Consider the following 18,527-nt stretch of genomic DNA (forward strand, 5'->3'; position numbering starts at 1 on the left):
ATATGAGCGAATTCGCCAAGGAAATCCTGCCCGTCTCCCTCGAAGAGGAGATGAAACAGTCCTATCTCGATTACGCCATGAGCGTGATCGTGGGGCGGGCCCTGCCCGACGTGCGCGACGGCCTCAAGCCGGTGCACCGGCGGGTGCTGTACTCCATGCACGAGTTGGGCAACGATTGGAACAAGCCCTACAAGAAGTCCGCCCGCGTGGTCGGGGACGTGATCGGTAAGTATCACCCCCACGGCGACTCGGCGGTGTACGACACCATCGTGCGCATGGCCCAGCCGTTCTCGATGCGCTACGTGCTCATCGACGGTCAGGGCAACTTCGGCTCGGTGGACGGCGACCCGCCGGCGGCGATGCGCTACACCGAGGTGCGCATGGCCCGCATCGCCCACGAGCTGCTGGCCGATCTCGACAAGGAGACGGTGGATTTCGTCCCCAATTACGACGAATCCGAGTCGGAACCTGCGGTGTTGCCCGCCAAGGTGCCCAACCTGCTGGTGAACGGTTCGGCCGGGATCGCGGTGGGGATGGCCACCAACATCCCGCCCCACAACCTGACCGAGGTCATCAACGGGACCCTGGCGCTGATCGACGACCCGGACATCACCATCGACGGCTTGATGGCCCACATCCCCGGGCCGGATTTCCCCACCGGCGCCATCATCAACGGCGCCAAGGGCATCCGCCAGGCCTACGAAACCGGCCGCGGCCGCATCTATCTGCGGGCCTGTTCCCACGTGGAGACGGCCGGCGGCAGCGGCCGCCAGAGCATCGTGGTCACCGAGCTGCCCTATCAGGTCAACAAGGCCCGCCTGATCGAGAAGATCGCCAGCCTGGTCAAGGAAGGCAAGCTGGAAGGGATCGCCGCCCTGCGCGACGAGTCCGACAAGGACGGCATGCGCATGGTCATCGAGCTCAAGCGCGGCGAGCAGCCCGACGTCATTCTCAACAATCTCTACCAGCACACCCAGCTGCAGAACGTCTTCGGCATCAACATGGTGGCGCTGGTGGACGGGCGGCCCCGCTGTCTCAACCTCAAGGAAATCCTCGAGGCCTTCGTCGATCACCGCCGTGAGGTGGTGACCCGCCGCACCCTCTACGAACTGCGCAAGGCCCGCGAGCGGGTTCATGTACTGGAAGGGTTGGCGGTGGCCCTGGCCAACATCGACGAGATGATCGAGCTGATCAAATCCTCGCCGAGCCCTGTCGAAGCCAAGGAGGCGATGCTGGCCCGTGTCTGGAAACCGGGGGTGGTGCAGGCTTACCTGGAGCGGGCCGGCGCCGACCGCACCCGGCCCGAAGGGTTGGCGCCGGAGTATGGGCTCGGTCCCGACGGTTACCGGCTGTCGCCGGTGCAGGCCCAGGCGATCCTCGACCTGCGTCTGCACCGCCTCACCGGCCTGGAGCAGGACAAGATCGTCAAGGAATACGAGGACCTTTTGGCCAGGATCGACGAGCTGCTGGCCATCCTCGGCAGCGACAGGCGCCTGCTGGAAGTGATCCGCGAGGAACTGATCGCCCTGCGCGACCAGTTCGGCGACGCGCGCCGCACCGAGATCTACCAGGAGGAGCGCAGCCTCTCGCGCGAGGACCTGATCTCTGAGGAAGCGGTGGTGGTGACCCTGACCCACGCCGGCTACGCCAAGGCCCAACCCCTGTCGGAATACCGCGCCCAGCGCCGCGGCGGGCGGGGCAAGGCGGCGGCGGCCACCAAGGAGGAGGATTTTGTCGAAAAGCTCCTTGTGGCCAACACCCATGACACGCTGTTGTGCTTCTCCAGCCAGGGCAAGGTCTACGGTCTCAAGGTCTACGAACTGCCGATGGCCGGCCGCACCTCGCGCGGCAAGCCCATCGTCAACCTGCTGCCCCTGGAGGAGAACGAGCGCATCAACGCCGTGCTGCCGGTGCGCGACTTTGCCGCCGGTAGCTTCATATTCATGGCCACCGCTGCGGGCGTGGTGAAGAAGACCCCGTTGAAGGAATTCGAGAACCTGCGCAGCAACGGCAAGATCGCCATCGATCTCAAGCCGGGGGATGTGCTGGTCAAGGCCGATCTCACCGACGGCAGTCAGGACGTGATGTTGTTCTCCAGCGGCGGCAAGGCGGTGTGCTTCAACGAGGCCGAGGTCCGCTCCATGGGGCGGACCGCCGGTGGGGTGCGGGGCATGAAGCTGCCGGAGGGCGACCGGGTGATCGCCATGATCATCGGCACCGAAGGCACGGTGCTGACGGTGACCGAGAACGGTTACGGCAAGCGCACCCGCCTCGACGAATTTCCGCGCCACAAGCGCGGCGGCCAGGGAGTCATCGCCATCCAGCCGTCGGAGCGCAACGGCCGGCTGGTGGGGGCGGTGCTGGTTCACGACGACGACGAAATCATGCTGATCACCACCGGCGGCACCCTGGTGCGCACCCGGGTGCGGGAAATCCCCGTACTGGGGCGCAACACCCAGGGGGTGCGCATCATCCGCCTGGGCAAGGGGGAGAAGCTGGTGGGGGTCGACCGGATCGAACAATGGGAGGAAGAAGAATAAATGCGCGTCTATAACTTCAGCGCCGGCCCGTCCATGCTGCCGGAGGCGGTTCTGCAGCGGGCCCGGGAGGAAATGCTCGACTGGCAGGGAAGCGGCATGTCGGTGATGGAAATGAGCCACCGTGGCCCGCACTTCAGGCAGATCGCCGAGAACACGGAAGCGTTGCTGCGGCAGCTGCTGGGGGTTTCCGACGACTATCACTGCCTGTTCCTGCAGGGTGGGGCCACCGGCCAGTTCGCCGCCATCCCCATGAACCTGCTCGGCGAGCGCCGCGTCATGAACTATGTCCTCACCGGTTCCTGGGGCAAGAAGGCGGCTGCCGAGGCGAAAAAATACGGTGAAGTGAGGATCGCCGCCAGCAGCGAGGCGGAGAAGTTGACCACCATCCCCGATCCGGCCGCCTGGGACGTGGACCCGGAGGCGGTTTATCTTCACTACACCAGCAACGAGACCATCGGCGGGGTGGAGTTTCCCTTCGTTCCCGAGGTGGACGTGCCGTTGGTGTGCGACATGTCCTCCGACATCCTGTCGCGTCCGGTGGACGTCAGCCGCTTCGGGGTCATCTACGCCGGGGCCCAGAAGAACATGGGGCCGGCGGGGATCACCGTGGTCATCGTGCGCAAGGATCTGCTGCGCACGCCGCATCCGGCCACGCCCCAGGTGTTCGACTACGCCCGGCAGGCCGAAGCCGGCTCCATGCTCAACACCCCGCCCACCTACAGCTGGTACCTGTTGGGGCTGGTGCTGGAATGGCTGCGGGACCAGGGCGGGGTCGAAGGCATCGAAAAGCGCAACGTCGAAAAAGCCGGGCTGCTGTATGGCGCCATCGACGCTTCCGATTTCTACCGCAACCCCGTCGATCCCCGTTACCGCTCGCGCATGAACGTGCCCTTCACCCTGGCCGATCCTTCCCTGGACAGCCTGTTCCTCGAGGAGGCCAAGGCCGAAGGTCTGGTGAATCTCAAGGGCCACCGTTCCGTCGGCGGCATGCGGGCGAGCATTTACAACGCCATGCCTCTGGAAGGGGTGCAGGCACTGGTGCAATTCATGCGGGAGTTCGAACGACGTCATGGCTGAATTCAAGATCCGGACCTACAATAACATCGCCATCGCCGGGCTGGAGCGCTTTCCCCGCGATCGTTATGAAGTGGCCTCGGAGATCCAGCATCCCGATGCCATCATCCTGCGTTCCCACAACCTCCACGACGAGCCGCTGCCGGAGACGGTCAAGGCCATCGGCCGCGCCGGGGCCGGGGTCAACAACATTCCGGTGGCCGAATGCAGCCGGCGCGGCATCGTGGTGTTCAACACCCCGGGCGCCAACGCCAACGCCGTCAAGGAACTGGTGATCGCCGCCATGCTGCTGGCGGCGCGCAACATCTGCCAGGGCTGGGACTACGTCCGCCATTTGGAGGGCGACGACCACCAGATCCACAAACAGGTGGAGGCGGGCAAGAAGCGTTTCGCCGGTTTCGAGCTGGCGGGCAAGATGCTCGGTGTGGTGGGCCTCGGCGCCATCGGCGTGCGAGTGGCCAACAAGGCCTTGGCGCTGGGGATGAACGTCAGCGGTTACGATCCCTACGTCACCGTGGAGCGGGCCTGGCAGTTGTCGTCTTCGGTGATCCAGGCCTCCAGCCTCGACGAGCTGCTGGGGATCTGCGACTTCGTCACCCTCCACATGCCGCTCACCGATCAGACCCGCGGCTGCATCGACCAGGGCCGGCTGGCGTCCATGAAGGACGGGGCGGTGCTGCTCAACTTCTCCCGCGGGGGGCTGGTGGACGAGGCCGCGGTGCTGGCGGCGCTCGATGCCGGCAAGCTCCACGCCTACGTCACCGATTTCCCCACCAACGCCCTCAAACGCCATCCCAAAGCCATCTGCCTGCCCCATCTGGGCGCCTCCACCCGCGAAGCGGAAGAGAACTGTGCGGTGATGGTGGCCGACCAGCTCCGCGACTTTCTCGAGAACGGCAACATCCGCCATTCGGTCAACTTCCCCGAGGCGGTGATGACGCGGGCGCCGGGGACGACCCGGCTTTCCATCCCCCACGCCAACGTGCCGGCGATGGTGAGCCAGATCTCCGCCTGCCTGGGGGAAAAGGGCATCAACATCGTCGAGCTGCTCAACAAGTCGCGGGGCGAGATAGCCTATACGCTGATCGATGCCGAAGGGGAAGTGGGCGAGGACGTGGTCGATGCCATCCGCACCATCGACGGCGTGCTGGCGGCGCGGCGGATTCCTTAAAGCGGAGCCTTGCGATGGCAGGGGAGGACAAGCTGAGCCCGTTGCGGGAGCGTATCGACGCCATCGATGCAGAGATCCTGGCGCTGATCGCCGAGCGTGCCCGCATCGCCCAGGAAGTGGGGCGGGTCAAGCAGGAAGCCGGCGAGCGCGACAACTTCTACCGTCCTGAACGGGAGGCCCGGATCCTCCGACGGGTGCGCGATGCCAACCCCGGTCCCCTGGACGACGAGACCGTGGTGCGGATCTTCCGCGAGATCATGTCCGCCTGCCTGGCGCTGGAAAAACCCTTGCAGGTGGCCTTCCTCGGACCGGAGGGTACCTTCACCCAGCAGGCGGCCTACAAGCATTTCGGCCAGTCGGTTCAGGTCCAGCCCTTCCCGGCCATCGACGAGATCTTCCGCGCCGTCGCCTCCGGCGCCTGCCACTTCGGGGTGGTGCCGGTGGAGAACTCCAGCGAGGGGGTGGTGACCCACACCCTGGACAGTTTCCTCGGCACCTCGCTGTTGATTTCCGGTGAAGTCGTGCTGCGTATTCATCACGCCCTGCTGAGCCGCTGCCGGTCCCTCGACGAAGTGCAGGAAGTGCTGGCCCACAGCCAGGCCCTGGCCCAGTGCCGCGAATGGCTCGACCGTTTTCTCCCCAATGTCAAGCGCACGCCGGTGAGCAGCAACGCCGAGGCGGCCAGGCTGGCGGCCATCGTCCCCGGCAGCGCCGCCATCGCCAGCGAGGTGGCGGCCCGGATCTACGAACTCAACGTCCTCGAGCGCAACATCGAGGACGATCCGGACAACACCACCCGCTTTTTGGTCATCGGCCGCCAGGAGGTCGGTCCCACCGGGGACGACAAGACCTCGCTGCTGGTGTCCACCGGCAACCGTCCCGGCGCTTTGTACCAGGTTCTGCAGCCTTTCGCCGCTCACGGCATCAGCATGACCAAGATCGAATCGCGTCCGAGCCGGCGGGGCATGTGGGATTACGTCTTCTTCATCGACATCGAAGGCCACCGGGACGACCCCGGGGTGGCCCGGGCCTTGCGGAATCTGGAGCAGAAGGCGCAGATGGTGAAATGGCTGGGATCTTATCCGAAGGCGGTGATTTGACATGATCGATTTCCACATGCTTGCCGTGCAGCCGGTGCTGGGGCTGACGCCCTACCAGCCCGGCAAACCCATCGAGGAACTGGCCCGCGAACTGGGGCTGGAGCCGGCGGAAATTGTCAAGCTGGCCTCCAACGAGAATCCCCTCGGGCCTTCGCCCAAAGCCTTGGATGCGATGCGCCGGGCATTGCCGGAAACCGCCCGCTATCCCGACGGCAGCGGTTTCGCCCTCAAGCATAAGCTGGCGCGGAAGCTGGGCGTGCAGCCGCAGCAGATCACCCTGGGCAACGGTTCCAACGACGTCTTGGATCTGATCGCTCGGGTGTTCTTGGGGCCGGGGCGCAGTGCGGTGTTTTCCGAGCACGCTTTTGCCGTCTATCCCATCGCCACCCAGGCGGTGGGGGCCAGGGCGCGGATCGCCCCGGCCCACGACGGCAGCCGCGGGCCCCGCTACAGTCACGATCTGGGGGCGATGCTCGACCGGGTGAGCGGCGACACCACGGTGGTGTTCATTGCCAATCCCAACAATCCCACCGGCACCTATGTCACCCGCAAGCAACTGGAAGACTTCCTCGCTGCCCTGCCGGAACGGGTGATCGCCGTGGTGGACGAGGCCTATTTCGAGTACGTCGAGCGCGATGACTACCCCGACGCCCTGGCCTGGCTCGACCGCTTTCCCAACCTGATCGTCACCCGGACCTTTTCCAAGGCTTACGGGCTGGCGGGATTGCGGGTCGGTTACGCCGTCTCCCATCCCCAGGTGGCCGAGCTGCTCAACCGGGTGCGCCAGCCCTTCAACGTCAACCATGTGGCGCTGGCCACCGCGGAGGCAGCCCTGGACGACGAGAACCATCTGCGCAAGACCCGCCATACGAACCGGGAAGGGCTGATGCAGCTGGAAGCCGCTTTCCAACGTCTGGGGCTGGACTACATTCCTTCCATCGGCAACTTCATCACCGTGGATGTGGGCCGTGAGGCCCAGCCGGTCTTCGACGCCCTGCTGCGACAGGGCGTGATCGTACGCCCGGTGGCCAACTATGGTCTTCCCAACCACCTGCGGGTGTCGGTGGGCACGGCGGCGGAGAACGCGGCCTGCATCGCGGCCTTGGAAAAGGTTTTATAGCGGTGATCGAACGCCTCTGCATCATCGGCATCGGCCTGATCGGCGGTTCTGTGGCCCTGGCGGCGCGGGCCCAGGGACTGTGCCGGGAGATCGTCGCCGCCGACCGGGAGGAGGAAGCGCTGCGGCAGGCGGAGAAGCGGGGTATCATCGACCGCGGTTACCGGGACATCGGCAAGGCGGCGGAGGAAGCGGATGCGGTGGTGATCGCCACGCCCGTGGGCAGGATGGCCGCGGTGTTCGAAGCCCTGAAGCCTGTCTGGTCGCCCCGGGCCTTCTATACCGACGTGGGCAGCACCAAGGCCAGCGTGGTGCAGGCGGTGGAAAGCGTGTTCGGCCGGGTGCCGGAAAATTTCGTCCCCGCCCACCCCATCTCCGGGAGGGAGTTGAGCGGTGTGGCGGCGGCGCTTCCGGATCTGTTCGCCGGCAAGAAGGTGATCCTGACGCCGCTGCCCCACACCGACGTCCACGTGCTCGAACGGGTCAGGGCTTTCTGGCAGGGGCTGGGCGCCGAGGTTCACGACATGAGTGTGGCGCATCACGATCACGTGCTCGCGGCCACCAGCCACCTGCCCCACGTGATCGCCTACTGCCTGACCCACCTGCTCGGACGCAAGGACGAGAAGGACGAGATCTTCCAGTACGCCGCCGGCGGTTTCCGGGATTTTTCCCGCATCGCCGGCAGTTGTCCGGTGATGTGGGCCGACATCTGTCTCGCCAACCGCGACGAGATTCTCAAGCTGCTGCGCCAGTTCGAAGGGGAATTGCAGCGGTTCGACGAACTTTTGAGCCGCGGCGACCGCCAGGCCATCCACGATTATTTCGCCGAGGCCCGCGCGGCCCGGCAACGGTTTTTGGATCGACACAGTTAAAGAGACATGAGCAAACGCATCGACTTCATCGCCCGCTCCGGCGGGCATCTGGAAGGCCAGGCCCGGGTGCCGGGGGACAAGTCCATTTCCCACCGCGCCATCATGCTCGGTTCCATCGCCGAGGGCGAGACCTGCGTGCAGGGGTTTCTGGAGGCCGAGGACGCCCTGGCGACGCTGGCGGCCTGCCGGCAGATGGGGGTCAGGATCGAGGGGCCGGAGCAGGGCCGCGTGACCATCCGCGGGGTCGGCATGCACGGTCTCAAGGCGCCCGGTGAACCTTTGTATCTGGGCAATTCCGGCACCTCCATGCGCCTGCTCTGCGGCCTGCTCGCCGGCCAGCCTTTCGACAGCGTTCTCACCGGTGACGAATCCCTGTCGCGCCGTCCCATGCGCCGGGTCACCGAACCGCTGCGGCAGATGGGCGCGGAGATCGACACCACTCCCGACGGCACCGCCCCGCTCCACATCCACGGCGGCCGCAAGCTCCACGGCATTCACTACGACATGCCGGTGGCCAGCGCCCAGGTCAAATCGGCGCTGCTGCTGGCGGGGCTGTATGCGGAAGGGGAAACCTGCGTCACCGAACCGGCGCCGACCCGCGACCACACCGAACGCATGCTCGACGGCCTGGGTTACGAAGTGCGGCGGCAGGGCAACCGGGTCTGCCTGCGGGGCGGCGGCAGGCTGACCGCCGCCGATCTGGACGTGCCGGCGGACATCTCCTCGGCGGCGTTCTTTCTGGTGGGGGCCAGCATCGCCCCCGGCTCCGAGCTGATTCTGGAACACGTGGGCATCAATCCCACCCGCACCGGCGTCATCGACATCCTGCGCCTGATGGGCGCCAAGATCGAAGTGCTCAATCCCCGCATGGTGGGGGGGGAGCCGGTGGCGGATCTGCGGGTGGTGCACCGTCCCCTGAAGGGCATCCACATCCCGGAAAAGTTCGTGCCCCTGGCCATCGACGAGTTTCCGGTGCTGTTCGTCGCCGCCGCCTGCGCCGAGGGGGAGACGGTGCTGACCGGTGCCGAAGAGCTGCGGGTCAAGGAAAGCGACCGCATCCAGTCCATGGCCGACGGCCTGCAGATCCTCGGCATCGATGCCCGCCCCACGCCCGACGGCATGATCATCCAGGGCGGCCGCATCGGCAGCGGCCGGGTCCACTCCCACGGCGACCACCGCATCGCCATGGCCTTCGCCATCGCCGCCCTCAGAGCCTCGGGGCCGATCGAGATCGAGGACTGCGCCAACGTCAACACCTCCTTCCCCGGCTTTGCCGAGCTGGCCGGGCGTCTGGGGCTGGCGATCGAGGTGGTGGAACATGACTGACGTCCCGGTACTCACCATCGACGGGCCCAGCGGGGCCGGGAAGGGGACTGTCAGCCGCCGCATCGCCAAGCGCCTGGGCTGGCATTTCCTAGACAGCGGCGCCATCTACCGGGCTCTGGCCTGGGCAGTGCAGCGGCGCGGGGTGGATCTGGACGACGAAGATGCCGTGGCTCGGGTCGCCAGCGATATGAAGCTGGAATTTGTTTGCAACGATGCCGTCCAAGTCATTGTGGACGGTGAAGATGTGACCGACCGCCTCGCTACCGAAGACGTGGGGCGGATCGCCTCGAAGATCGCCGCCTATCCCAAGGTCCGCCGGGCCCTGCTGGAGAAGCAGCGTGCCTTCCGCCGTCCCCCGGGGCTTGTGGCCGACGGCCGTGATATGGGAACGGTGGTGTTTCCCGACGCGCCTTACAAGGTCTTTCTCACCGCCAGCGCCGAGGAAAGGGCTAGACGCCGCTTTTTGCAGTTGAAAGCCCAGGGATTGGATGTTAATCTTGACCAAATAATCAAGGACTTGGAAGAGCGGGATCGGCGCGACCGGGAGCGCAAGGAGTCGCCGTTGGTGCCGGCCGGGGATGCGGTCGTCATCGACTCCTCGAATCTCACGGTCGATGAAGTAGTCGAACGGATTCTGGCCCGGTTGCCGCAGGCGCTGAAGAGTCCGCGTGGGGCCTCCGCTTCATAGGGAAGCGGGGGTGTCGTTCAACCTAACGAAATTTAGATCGTTTTGACAGACCCGGCCCGGCCGGGCGTGGAAGTTATCAACATGAGCGAAAGCTTTGCGGAATTATTCGAAGAGAGTCTAGCCAAGACCGAAATGCGTCCGGGTACCCTGGTGAAGGCCAAGGTGGTGGACATCACCCCGGATGCGGTCATCGTCGATGCCGGCCTGAAATCCGAAGGCATCATCCCCAAGTGGCAGTTCCAGAAAGAGAACGGCGAGCTGGAAGTCCAGGTCGGCGACGAAGTGGAAGTGGCCCTGGATCTGGTCGAGGACGGCCGGGGGGCGACCCTGCTGTCACGCGAGAAGGCCAAGCGCCTGCGCGCCTGGGAGAAACTGGAAGAAGCCTACGAGAAGGGCGAGATCGTCAAGGGCCGGATCACCGGCAAGGTGCGCGGTGGTTTTACCGTGGAAATCGGTCCGCTGCGGGCGTTCCTGCCGGGTTCCCTGGTGGACGTGCGCCCGGTGCGCGACACCACTCACCTGGAAGGCCAGGACCTGGAATTCAAGGTCATCAAGCTTGATCCCAAGCGCAACAACATCGTGCTGTCGCGCCGCGCCGTGGTGGAGCAGGAATACAGCGCCGAGCGCGAGGAACTGCTCAAGAAGCTCAAGGAAGGCGGTGTGGTCAAGGGCATCGTCAAGAACATCACCGATTACGGCGCCTTCATCGACCTGGGCGGCATCGACGGCCTGCTCCACATCACCGACATGGCCTGGAAGCGCGTGCGCCACCCCTCGGAAGTGGTGCAGCTGGGTGACGAAGTCGAGGTCAAGGTGCTGCGCTTCGACGAGGAAAAGCAGCGGGTTTCCCTGGGATTGAAACAATTGAACGAGGATCCCTGGAAGGACATCGCCCGCCGCTATCCGCCGGGCACCCGCCTGATCGGCAAGGTCACAAACCTGACCGACTACGGCTGCTTCGTGGAGCTGGAGGATGGCGTCGAAGGGTTGGTGCACGTCTCCGAAATGGACTGGACCAACAAGAACGTCAACCCGGCCAAAGTGGTCCAGGTGGGCGACGAAGTGGAGGTCATGGTCCTCGACATCGATGAGGAACGCCGCCGCATCTCCCTCGGCATGAAGCAGTGCAAGCCCAATCCGTGGGAGGAGTTCGCCGCCACCCACAAGAAGGGCGAGAAGATCAAGGGCACGATCAAGTCGATCACCGACTTCGGCATCTTCGTCGGTCTGGAAGGCGGCATCGACGGCCTGGTGCATCTGTCCGACATCTCCTGGAACGAGCCGGGTGAGGAAGCCATCCGCAAGTTCAAGAAGGGTGACGAGATTGAGGCGGTCATCCTGGCCATCGATCCCGAGCGCGAACGCATCTCTCTTGGCATCAAGCAGCTGGAACAGGATCCGTTCCAGAACTACCTCGCCGAGCACGAGCGCGGCAGCATCGTCAAGGGCGTGGTCAAGGAAGTCGACGCGAAGGGTGCCGTGGTCGAACTGGCCGACGGCGTGCTGGGTTACCTGCGCGCTTCCGAGATCCAGCGCGACCGGGTGGAAGACGCCCGCACCCTGCTCAAGGAAGGCGACGAGATCGAAGCCAAGTTCATCGGCGTGGACAAGAAGAACAAGATGATCCTGTTGTCCATCAAGGCCAAGGAAGAAGAAGAGGAAAAGGCGGTGCTGAAGGGTTACAGTCAGCAGTCTGTCGGTACCCCCACGCTGGGCGACCTCTTCAAGGAACAGATGGAAGACAAGGGCTGAGCCCCTTGCCGGCCAAACGACGAGGGGGCGTCAGCGCCCCCTCTTTCTTTGTGGGGCGGCAATCGTGAACAAATCCGAACTGATCGAAAATCTGGTCGAGCGCCTGGCCAGGGAAAAGGGGATCGAGCTCAACGTCAAGGACGTGGAGCTGGCGGTCAAGCACATCATCGACTATATGGCCGACGCCCTGGCCTCAGGCCAGCGGATCGAGATCCGCGGTTTCGGCAGCTTTTCGCTGCGTTACCGGCCACCGCGTATGGGGCGCAATCCCCGCACCGGCGAGCCGGTGCCGCTGCCGGCCAAACACGTGCCGCATTTCAAACCCGGCAAGGACCTGCGCGAGCGGGTCAACGCCGCGGCTCAAGGTAGGGTGGAGGAATAAGCGATGCTGGATCCCCATCTGCTCCGTCAATCGTTGGACGAAGTGGAACGCCGGCTGGCGCGGCGCGGCTTCGAGCTGGACAAGGGCGCCTATCTGGCCCTGGAGGAAAAGCGCAAGGCGTTGCAGGTCCGCACCCAAAAGCTGCAGAACGCGCGCAACACGAGTTCCAAAGCCATCGGTCAGGCCAAGGCCCGCGGCGAGGACATCGAACCGCTCAAGGCCGAGGTCGCCCGTCTGGGAGAGGAACTGAATGCCTGCCAGCAGGAACTGAATCAGGTCCAGGAACAGCTCCAGGCCTTCCTGCTCAGCCTGCCCAATCTGCTCGACGACGATGTCCCCGACGGCAAGAGCGAGGACGACAACGTCGAGGTGGCCCGCTGGGGCGAGCCGCCAGCCTTCGACTTCGAACCCCGGGATCACGTCGCTCTGGGGGCCGGGCTGGGACTGGATTTTGACGCCGCGGCCAAGATCACCGGTGCCCGCTTCGTGGTGATCCGCGAGCCGCTGGTGCGCCTGCACCGGGCCCTGATCCAGTTCATGCTCGACCTGCACACCCGCGAGCACGGTTACAGCGAGGTCTATGTTCCCTATCTGGTCAACGCCCAGTCCCTCGTCGGCACCGGGCAGCTGCCCAAATTTGAGGAGGACCTGTTCCGCATCGACCGCGATCCGCCTTGGTATCTGATCCCCACCGCCGAGGTGCCGGTCACCAACCTGGCCCGCGATGAGATCCTGGCGGCGGACCAGCTGCCCCTGAAGCTGGTGGCCCACACCCCCTGTTTCCGGGCCGAGGCCGGGGCCTACGGCAAGGACGTGCGCGGCATGATCCGCCAGCACCAGTTCGAGAAGGTGGAGCTGGTGCAGATCGTGCCCCCGGCCGAATCTTCCCGGGTCCACGAGGAACTGACCGGCCATGCGGAGAGGGTGCTGCAGAAGCTGGGGCTGCCCTACCGCAAGGTGATCCTGTGCGCCGGCGATACCGGCTTTTCCGCCGCCAAAACCTACGACCTGGAAGTGTGGCTGCCGGGGCAGAACACCTACCGGGAGATTTCCTCCTGCAGCAATTTCCGTGATTTCCAGGCCCGGCGCATGAAGGCGCGCTGGCGCAATCCGGAAACCGGCAAACCGGAGCTGGTGCATACCCTCAACGGCTCGGGGCTGGCGGTGGGCCGGACCCTGATCGCGGTGATGGAGAACTACCAGCAGGCCGATGGCAGCATCCGGGTGCCGGAGGCGCTCAGGCCGTATCTGGGAGGAATCGAGGTGATCGCACCCGTCTGAGGACGGAAGCGGAGGCTTGGCTTCCGGGACGCGGTGAATCCGTCCCTGGACGCTCGAAACCCGGCCATCCAGGCCGGGTACGTCCTCCAGCCAAGCCTCCGCTTCCTCGGCTCCAGTGCGCGGCCACGTGAGAATGAAGGTGTAAGGAGAAAAACATGAAAATCATGCTTTTGGGCGCCCCCGGTTCCGGCAAGGGAACCCAGGCGCAGTTCATCTGTGAACGTTACGGGATCCCCCAGATTTCCACCGGCGACATGCTGCGCGCGGCGGTGCGCGAGGGCACCGAACTGGGCAGGAAAGCCAAGGCGATCATGGACGCCGGCGAGCTGGTGCCTGATGACATCATCCTGAAACTGATCGCAGAGCGCATCTCCCAGCCCGACTGTGCCAATGGCTTCCTGCTCGACGGTTTTCCCCGCACCATCGCCCAGGCGGAAGGGCTGGAGAAAATGGGAGTGCAGCTCGACTGGGTCATCGAGATCGACGTGTCCGACGAGGAGATCATCAAGCGTCTGAGCGGGCGCCGGGTGCATCTGGCCTCGGGAAGGGTCTATCATCTGCTCTACAATCCTCCCAAGGAGGACTGCAAGGACGATGTCACCGGTGAGCCGCTGATCCAGCGCGAAGACGACAAGGAGGAAACCGTGCGCAAGCGTCTGGAGGTCTACCACCGGCAGACCGCGCCGCTGGTGGATTTCTACAAACGGCGCGCCGCCGAGGGCAAGGTGAAGTTCGCTACGGTGCCGGGTATCGGCACGGTGGACGAGATCCGTGACCGGATCTTCCAGATTCTGGAGTCTGATTGAAGGATTATGGATCAAAACCGGATGCCGGTGCTTCCTTCGAAGGGCGTGCCCGGCCTGGACGGCCGGGTTCGAGCGTCCACGGATGGATCCACAGCGTCCCTGAGAAGGAAGCACCGGCATCCAAGCTCCTCAGGCAACTTCGATTTTCCCCGTCGGTCGAACCGACAATAACCTGACCGCAACGACGAGAACATGGCTAAAACCTTATACGACAAGATCTGGGACGCCCACGTCATCCGCACCGAGGAGGACGGCAGCTCCCTGCTTTACATCGACCGCCAGCTGATCCACGAGGTCACCTCGCCCCAGGCCTTCGAAGGCCTGCGCCTGGCCGGGCGCAAACCCTGGCGTTTTGATGCCAATCTGGCGGTGGCCGACCACAACGTGCCCACCAAGGACCGCGACCGGGGCATCGCCGATCCGGTTTCCCGCCTGCAGGTGGAGACCCTGGAAAAGAACTGCCGCGAATTCGGCATCCCGGTGTTCTCCATGAGCGACCACCGCCAGGGTATCGTCCACGTGGTGGGGCCGGAGGAAGGCTTCACCCTGCCCGGTATCACCCTGGTGTGCGGTGACTCCCACACCTCCACCCACGGCGCCCTGGGGGCGCTGGCCTTCGGCATCGGGACCTCGGAGGTGGAGCACGTGCTTGCCACCCAGACCCTGTGGATGAAGAAGGCCAAAAACATGCTCGTCAAGGTCAACGGCCACGTGGGGCCGGGGGTGACGGCCAAGGACATCGTCCTGGCCATCATCGGCGCGATCGGCACCGCCGGCGGTACCGGTTACACCATCGAATTCGCCGGCGAGGCCATTGAGGCCCTGTCGGTGGAAGGGCGCATGACGGTGTGCAACATGGCCATCGAGGCCGGCGCCCGCGCCGGGCTGATCGCCGTGGACGATGCCACCATCGAATACCTGGAAGGCCGCCCTCTGGCTCCCAAGGGAGAACTGTGGGACCGGGCCGTCAGCGCCTGGCAGAACCTCCACAGCGATCCCGACGCCGAGTTCGACAAGGTGGTGGAATTGGATGCCGGCGCCATCGAACCCCAGGTGACCTGGGGCACCTCGCCGGAGATGGTGGTGCCGGTCAGCGGCCGGGTGCCCGATCCGTCTCAGGAAAAGGATCCCACCAAGCGCAAGGGCATGGAGCGGGCCCTGGAATACATGGGCCTGGCACCCAACACCCCGATCGAGGCCATCCGACTGGACAAGGTCTTCATCGGCTCCTGCACCAACTCGCGCATCGAGGACCTGCGGGCGGCGGCGGCGGTCATCAAGGGCCGCAAGGTGGCCGACACCATCAAACTGGCGATGGTGGTGCCCGGTTCCGGGCTGGTGAAGGAACAGGCCGAAGCCGAGGGGCTGGACAAAGTCTTCCGCGAGGCCGGCTTCGAATGGCGCGATCCGGGCTGCTCCATGTGCCTGGCCATGAACGCCGACCGCCTGGAGCCGGGGGAACGCTGCGCCTCCACCTCCAACCGCAATTTCGAAGGGCGCCAGGGTTACGGCGGCCGCACCCATCTGGTGAGTCCGGCCATGGCGGCCGCGGCCGCGATTGCCGGTCATTTCGTCGACGTGAGGAAGTTCTGATGCTAGCATTCGATCGAATCAAATCCCAGGTGATCCCGCTGGACCGCGCCAACGTGGACACCGACGCCATCATCCCCAAGCAGTTTCTGAAATCCATCCGCCGCACCGGTTTCGGGCCGTTCCTGTTCGACGAGTGGCGCTATCTGGACCGGGGCGAGCCGGACATGGACTGCAGCAACCGGCCCAAAAACCCCGACTTCGTCCTCAACAAGCCGGAATACGCCCACGGCCAGATCCTCCTGACCCGGGAGAACTTCGGCTGCGGCTCCTCGCGCGAGCACGCCCCCTGGGCCCTGGCCGATTACGGCATCCGCGTCATCATCGCCCCGAGCTTCGCCGACATCTTCTACAACAACTGCTTCAAGAACGGCATCCTGCCCATCGTCCTCGACGCCGAGACGGTGGACCAGTTGTTCCGCGAAGTGGGGCCCGGCTACGAGCTGGAGGTGGTGCTGGAAACCCAGACCATCACCAAACCCGACGGCACCGTGATCGGTTTCGACATCGACCCCTCGCGCAAGGAACGCCTCCTCAAGGGTCTGGACGACATCGCCCTGACCCTGGCCTTCGCCGAGGACATCCGCGCCTACGAGAACCGGCGCCACGAGGAGGCGCCGTGGCTGTTCGCACCCATTCAACCCTGAACCAAAAAGAGAATATGAGCAAGAAAATCGCAGTTTTGCCCGGTGACGGCATCGGCCCGGAGATCGTCCGCGAAGCCCTGAAGGTGCTCGACTGCCTGCGCCAGGAATTCGATGTTGCGGTGGAAACCGAAGAAGCCCTGGTGGGCGGGGCCGCCTACGACGCCACCGGCACCCCCTTGCCCCCCGAAACCCTGGAACTGGCCAAGGCCGCCGACGCGGTTTTGCTGGGGGCGGTCGGGGGGCCGCGCTGGGAGCCGCTGGACTATTCGGTGCGCCCGGAGCGGGCTCTGCTGGGGCTGCGCTCGGAGCTGGGCCTGTTCGCCAACCTGCGCCCGGCAGTGCTCTATCCCCAGCTGGCTGACGCCTCCACCCTCAAGCCGGAGGTGGTTTCCGGCCTCGACATCCTCATCGTCCGCGAACTGACCGGCGGCATCTACTTCGGCAAGCCGCGTGGGGTGCGGACCCTGGACGACGGCGAGCGGGTCGGCATCAACACCCTGATCTACAACGAGTCGGAAATCCGCCGCATCGCCCAGGTGGCCTTCGACACCGCCATGAAACGGGGCAAGCGCCTGTGCTCGGTGGACAAGGCCAACGTCCTCGAATGCACCGAGCTGTGGCGCGAGGTGGTCACCGAGGTGGGCAGGGACTACCCGGCGGTGGAACTGAGCCACATGTACGTGGACAACGCCGCCATGCAGCTGGTGCGGGCGCCCAAGCAGTTCGACGTCATGGTGACCACCAACCTGTTCGGCGACATCCTTTCCGACTGCGCCGCCATGCTCACCGGCTCCATCGGCATGCTGCCCTCGGCCTCCCTGGACGAGAAGGGCAAGGGCATGTACGAGCCGATCCACGGCAGCGCCCCGGACATCGCAGGCCGTGGCATTGCCAATCCCCTGGCGACCATCCTGTCGCTGGGCATGCTGTTCCGTTACACCTTCCATGACGAGGACATCGCCGCGCGCATCGACAAGGCGGTGGAAGCGGCCCTCGACAGCGGCGTGCGCACCGCCGACATCTGGTCGGAAGGGACCCGCAAGGTGTCCACCGCGGAGATGGGCGATGCGGTGGTGGCGGCGTTGCGGGCCCAGGCTTAGGAGGTCGGTATGAGTGATAAAACCTACGACGTTGCCGTGGTCGGCGCCACCGGCGCCGTCGGCGAGGCGATGCTGGAGATCCTGGCCGAGCGGGATTTCCCTGTGGGCGAAGTCTATGCCCTGGCCAGCGCCCGATCCGAGGGGGAGAAGATCCGCTTCAGGAACCGCACCCTGGTGGTCCAGGATCTGGCCAAGTTCGACTTCAAGAAGGCCCAAATCGGCCTGTTTTCCGCCGGGGCGGCGATTTCGGCCCAGTACGCCCCCATCGCCGCCGAGGCCGGCTGCGTGGTGATCGACAACACCTCCCAGTTTCGCTACGACGACGACATTCCCCTGGTGGTGCCGGAGGTCAATCCCGATGCCATCGCCCGCTACAAGAACCGTGGCATCATCGCCAACCCCAACTGCTCCACCATCCAGATGGTGGTGGCCCTGAAGCCCATCTACGACGCCGTCGGCATCGAGCGCATCAATGTCGCCACCTATCAGGCGGTGTCCGGTTCCGGCAAGGAGGCCATTGAGGAACTGGCGATGCAAACCGCCTACCTGCTCAACGGCAAACCCATCGAGCCCAAGGTGTATCCGAAGCAGATCGCCTTCAACTGCCTGCCCCACATCGACGTCTTCCTCGACAACGGCTACACCAAGGAAGAGATGAAGATGGTGTGGGAAACCCGCAAGATCATGGGAGACGAATCCATCCAGGTGAATCCCACCGCAGTGCGGGTGCCGGTGTTCTACGGCCACAGCGAGGCAGTGCACATCGAAACCCGGACCAAGATCAGCGCCGACGAGGCCCGCTGCCTGCTGGAACAGGCCCCCGGGGTGGTGGTGCTCGACAAACGCGAACCGGGCGGTTATCCGACCGCAGTGACCGAGGCCGCCGGCCGCGATCCGGTCTATGTAGGCCGGATCCGGGAGGACATCTCCCACCCCCGCGGGCTGAATCTGTGGGTGGTGGCGGACAACGTGAGAAAAGGGGCGGCCCTCAACAGCGTGCAAATTGCGGAGTTGCTGGTCAAAAAATATATTTAAGCTATTCTTACAGGAAAGCCAAGAACAGCTCAATAGGAGATCCAAA

Annotated in this window: 16 protein-coding genes; all 16 read left to right on the forward strand. The window is 64.9% G+C overall.

What is annotated here, in order from left to right; genetic code table 11:
• The first annotated feature begins 2 nt into the window (after positions 1–2).
• Entirely contained in the window at positions 3–2,540 is a 2,538-nt protein-coding gene (gene gyrA, locus MCIT9_RS05925; RefSeq protein WP_317706484.1) for a DNA gyrase subunit A, read from the forward strand.
• Entirely contained in the window at positions 2,541–3,617 is a 1,077-nt protein-coding gene (serC, locus tag MCIT9_RS05930) for a 3-phosphoserine/phosphohydroxythreonine transaminase (RefSeq protein ID WP_317706485.1), read from the forward strand. It abuts the gene before it with no gap.
• Positions 3,610–4,785 (forward strand): phosphoglycerate dehydrogenase, encoded by a 1,176-nt coding sequence (locus MCIT9_RS05935; RefSeq protein WP_317706486.1) that lies wholly within the window; start codon positions 3,610–3,612, stop codon positions 4,783–4,785. The genes serC and MCIT9_RS05935 overlap by 8 nt, the downstream gene beginning before the upstream one ends.
• Positions 4,786–4,799: 14 nt before the next feature.
• Positions 4,800–5,885 (forward strand): prephenate dehydratase, encoded by a 1,086-nt coding sequence (pheA, locus tag MCIT9_RS05940; RefSeq protein ID WP_317706487.1) that lies wholly within the window; start codon positions 4,800–4,802, stop codon positions 5,883–5,885.
• 1 nt (position 5,886) lies between these two features.
• Complete coding sequence (gene hisC / locus MCIT9_RS05945) at positions 5,887–7,005, forward strand: histidinol-phosphate transaminase (RefSeq protein ID WP_317706488.1); 1,119 nt, start codon at positions 5,887–5,889, stop codon at positions 7,003–7,005.
• 2 nt (positions 7,006–7,007) lie between these two features.
• Entirely contained in the window at positions 7,008–7,874 is an 867-nt protein-coding gene (locus MCIT9_RS05950) for a prephenate dehydrogenase (protein WP_317706489.1), read from the forward strand.
• Between the two features lie 6 nt (positions 7,875–7,880).
• Positions 7,881–9,200 (forward strand): 3-phosphoshikimate 1-carboxyvinyltransferase, encoded by a 1,320-nt coding sequence (aroA, locus tag MCIT9_RS05955; protein ID WP_317706490.1) that lies wholly within the window; start codon positions 7,881–7,883, stop codon positions 9,198–9,200.
• Complete coding sequence (gene cmk, locus MCIT9_RS05960) at positions 9,193–9,888, forward strand: (d)CMP kinase (RefSeq protein WP_317706491.1); 696 nt, start codon at positions 9,193–9,195, stop codon at positions 9,886–9,888. The genes aroA and cmk overlap by 8 nt, the downstream gene beginning before the upstream one ends.
• Before the next feature lie 81 nt (positions 9,889–9,969).
• Positions 9,970–11,640, forward strand: a complete 1,671-nt coding sequence (rpsA, locus tag MCIT9_RS05965; protein WP_317706492.1) for a 30S ribosomal protein S1 — start codon at positions 9,970–9,972, stop codon at positions 11,638–11,640.
• A gap of 64 nt (positions 11,641–11,704) precedes the next feature.
• A complete protein-coding gene (locus tag MCIT9_RS05970) occupies positions 11,705–12,022 on the forward strand; it encodes an integration host factor subunit beta (protein WP_340681282.1) in 318 nt (105 codons plus the stop codon).
• Positions 12,023–12,025: 3 nt separating this feature from the next.
• Positions 12,026–13,303, forward strand: a complete 1,278-nt coding sequence (gene serS, locus MCIT9_RS05975) for a serine--tRNA ligase (RefSeq protein WP_317706493.1) — start codon at positions 12,026–12,028, stop codon at positions 13,301–13,303.
• Positions 13,304–13,458: 155 nt separating this feature from the next.
• On the forward strand, positions 13,459–14,109 hold the full coding sequence (gene adk / locus MCIT9_RS05980) for an adenylate kinase (RefSeq protein ID WP_317706494.1): 651 nt from the start codon (positions 13,459–13,461) through the stop codon (positions 14,107–14,109).
• A gap of 192 nt (positions 14,110–14,301) precedes the next feature.
• Positions 14,302–15,702, forward strand: a complete 1,401-nt coding sequence (gene leuC / locus MCIT9_RS05985; RefSeq protein ID WP_317706495.1) for a 3-isopropylmalate dehydratase large subunit — start codon at positions 14,302–14,304, stop codon at positions 15,700–15,702.
• Positions 15,702–16,346: a 3-isopropylmalate dehydratase small subunit gene (leuD, locus tag MCIT9_RS05990; protein WP_317706496.1), complete on the forward strand. Its 645-nt coding sequence runs from the start codon at positions 15,702–15,704 to the stop codon at positions 16,344–16,346. The genes leuC and leuD overlap by 1 nt, the downstream gene beginning before the upstream one ends.
• Before the next feature lie 14 nt (positions 16,347–16,360).
• Positions 16,361–17,446 (forward strand): 3-isopropylmalate dehydrogenase, encoded by a 1,086-nt coding sequence (gene leuB / locus MCIT9_RS05995; RefSeq protein ID WP_317706497.1) that lies wholly within the window; start codon positions 16,361–16,363, stop codon positions 17,444–17,446.
• Positions 17,447–17,455: 9 nt separating this feature from the next.
• Positions 17,456–18,481 (forward strand): aspartate-semialdehyde dehydrogenase, encoded by a 1,026-nt coding sequence (locus tag MCIT9_RS06000; RefSeq protein WP_317706498.1) that lies wholly within the window; start codon positions 17,456–17,458, stop codon positions 18,479–18,481.
• The last annotated feature ends 46 nt before the right edge of the window (positions 18,482–18,527 follow it).

The organism is Methylomarinovum caldicuralii, assembly GCF_033126985.1.
In the GTDB taxonomy this organism is placed as follows: domain Bacteria; phylum Pseudomonadota; class Gammaproteobacteria; order Methylococcales; family Methylothermaceae; genus Methylohalobius; species Methylohalobius caldicuralii.

What these genes read in the sequence shown, in the direction of transcription:
- leuB (WP_317706497.1), top strand. Translation starts at nt 16,361, where the DNA reads ATGAGCAAGAAAATCGCAGTTTTGCCCGGTGACGGCATCGGCCCGGAG.
- serC (WP_317706485.1), top strand. Translation starts at nt 2,541, where the DNA reads ATGCGCGTCTATAACTTCAGCGCCGGCCCGTCCATGCTGCCGGAGGCG.
- MCIT9_RS06000 (WP_317706498.1), top strand. Translation starts at nt 17,456, where the DNA reads ATGAGTGATAAAACCTACGACGTTGCCGTGGTCGGCGCCACCGGCGCC.
- adk (WP_317706494.1), top strand. Translation starts at nt 13,459, where the DNA reads ATGAAAATCATGCTTTTGGGCGCCCCCGGTTCCGGCAAGGGAACCCAG.
- rpsA (WP_317706492.1), top strand. Translation starts at nt 9,970, where the DNA reads ATGAGCGAAAGCTTTGCGGAATTATTCGAAGAGAGTCTAGCCAAGACC.
- MCIT9_RS05935 (WP_317706486.1), top strand. Translation starts at nt 3,610, where the DNA reads ATGGCTGAATTCAAGATCCGGACCTACAATAACATCGCCATCGCCGGG.
- aroA (WP_317706490.1), top strand. Translation starts at nt 7,881, where the DNA reads ATGAGCAAACGCATCGACTTCATCGCCCGCTCCGGCGGGCATCTGGAA.
- hisC (WP_317706488.1), top strand. Translation starts at nt 5,887, where the DNA reads ATGATCGATTTCCACATGCTTGCCGTGCAGCCGGTGCTGGGGCTGACG.
- gyrA (WP_317706484.1), top strand. Translation starts at nt 3, where the DNA reads ATGAGCGAATTCGCCAAGGAAATCCTGCCCGTCTCCCTCGAAGAGGAG.
- leuC (WP_317706495.1), top strand. Translation starts at nt 14,302, where the DNA reads ATGGCTAAAACCTTATACGACAAGATCTGGGACGCCCACGTCATCCGC.
- pheA (WP_317706487.1), top strand. Translation starts at nt 4,800, where the DNA reads ATGGCAGGGGAGGACAAGCTGAGCCCGTTGCGGGAGCGTATCGACGCC.
- leuD (WP_317706496.1), top strand. Translation starts at nt 15,702, where the DNA reads ATGCTAGCATTCGATCGAATCAAATCCCAGGTGATCCCGCTGGACCGC.
- cmk (WP_317706491.1), top strand. Translation starts at nt 9,193, where the DNA reads ATGACTGACGTCCCGGTACTCACCATCGACGGGCCCAGCGGGGCCGGG.
- serS (WP_317706493.1), top strand. Translation starts at nt 12,026, where the DNA reads ATGCTGGATCCCCATCTGCTCCGTCAATCGTTGGACGAAGTGGAACGC.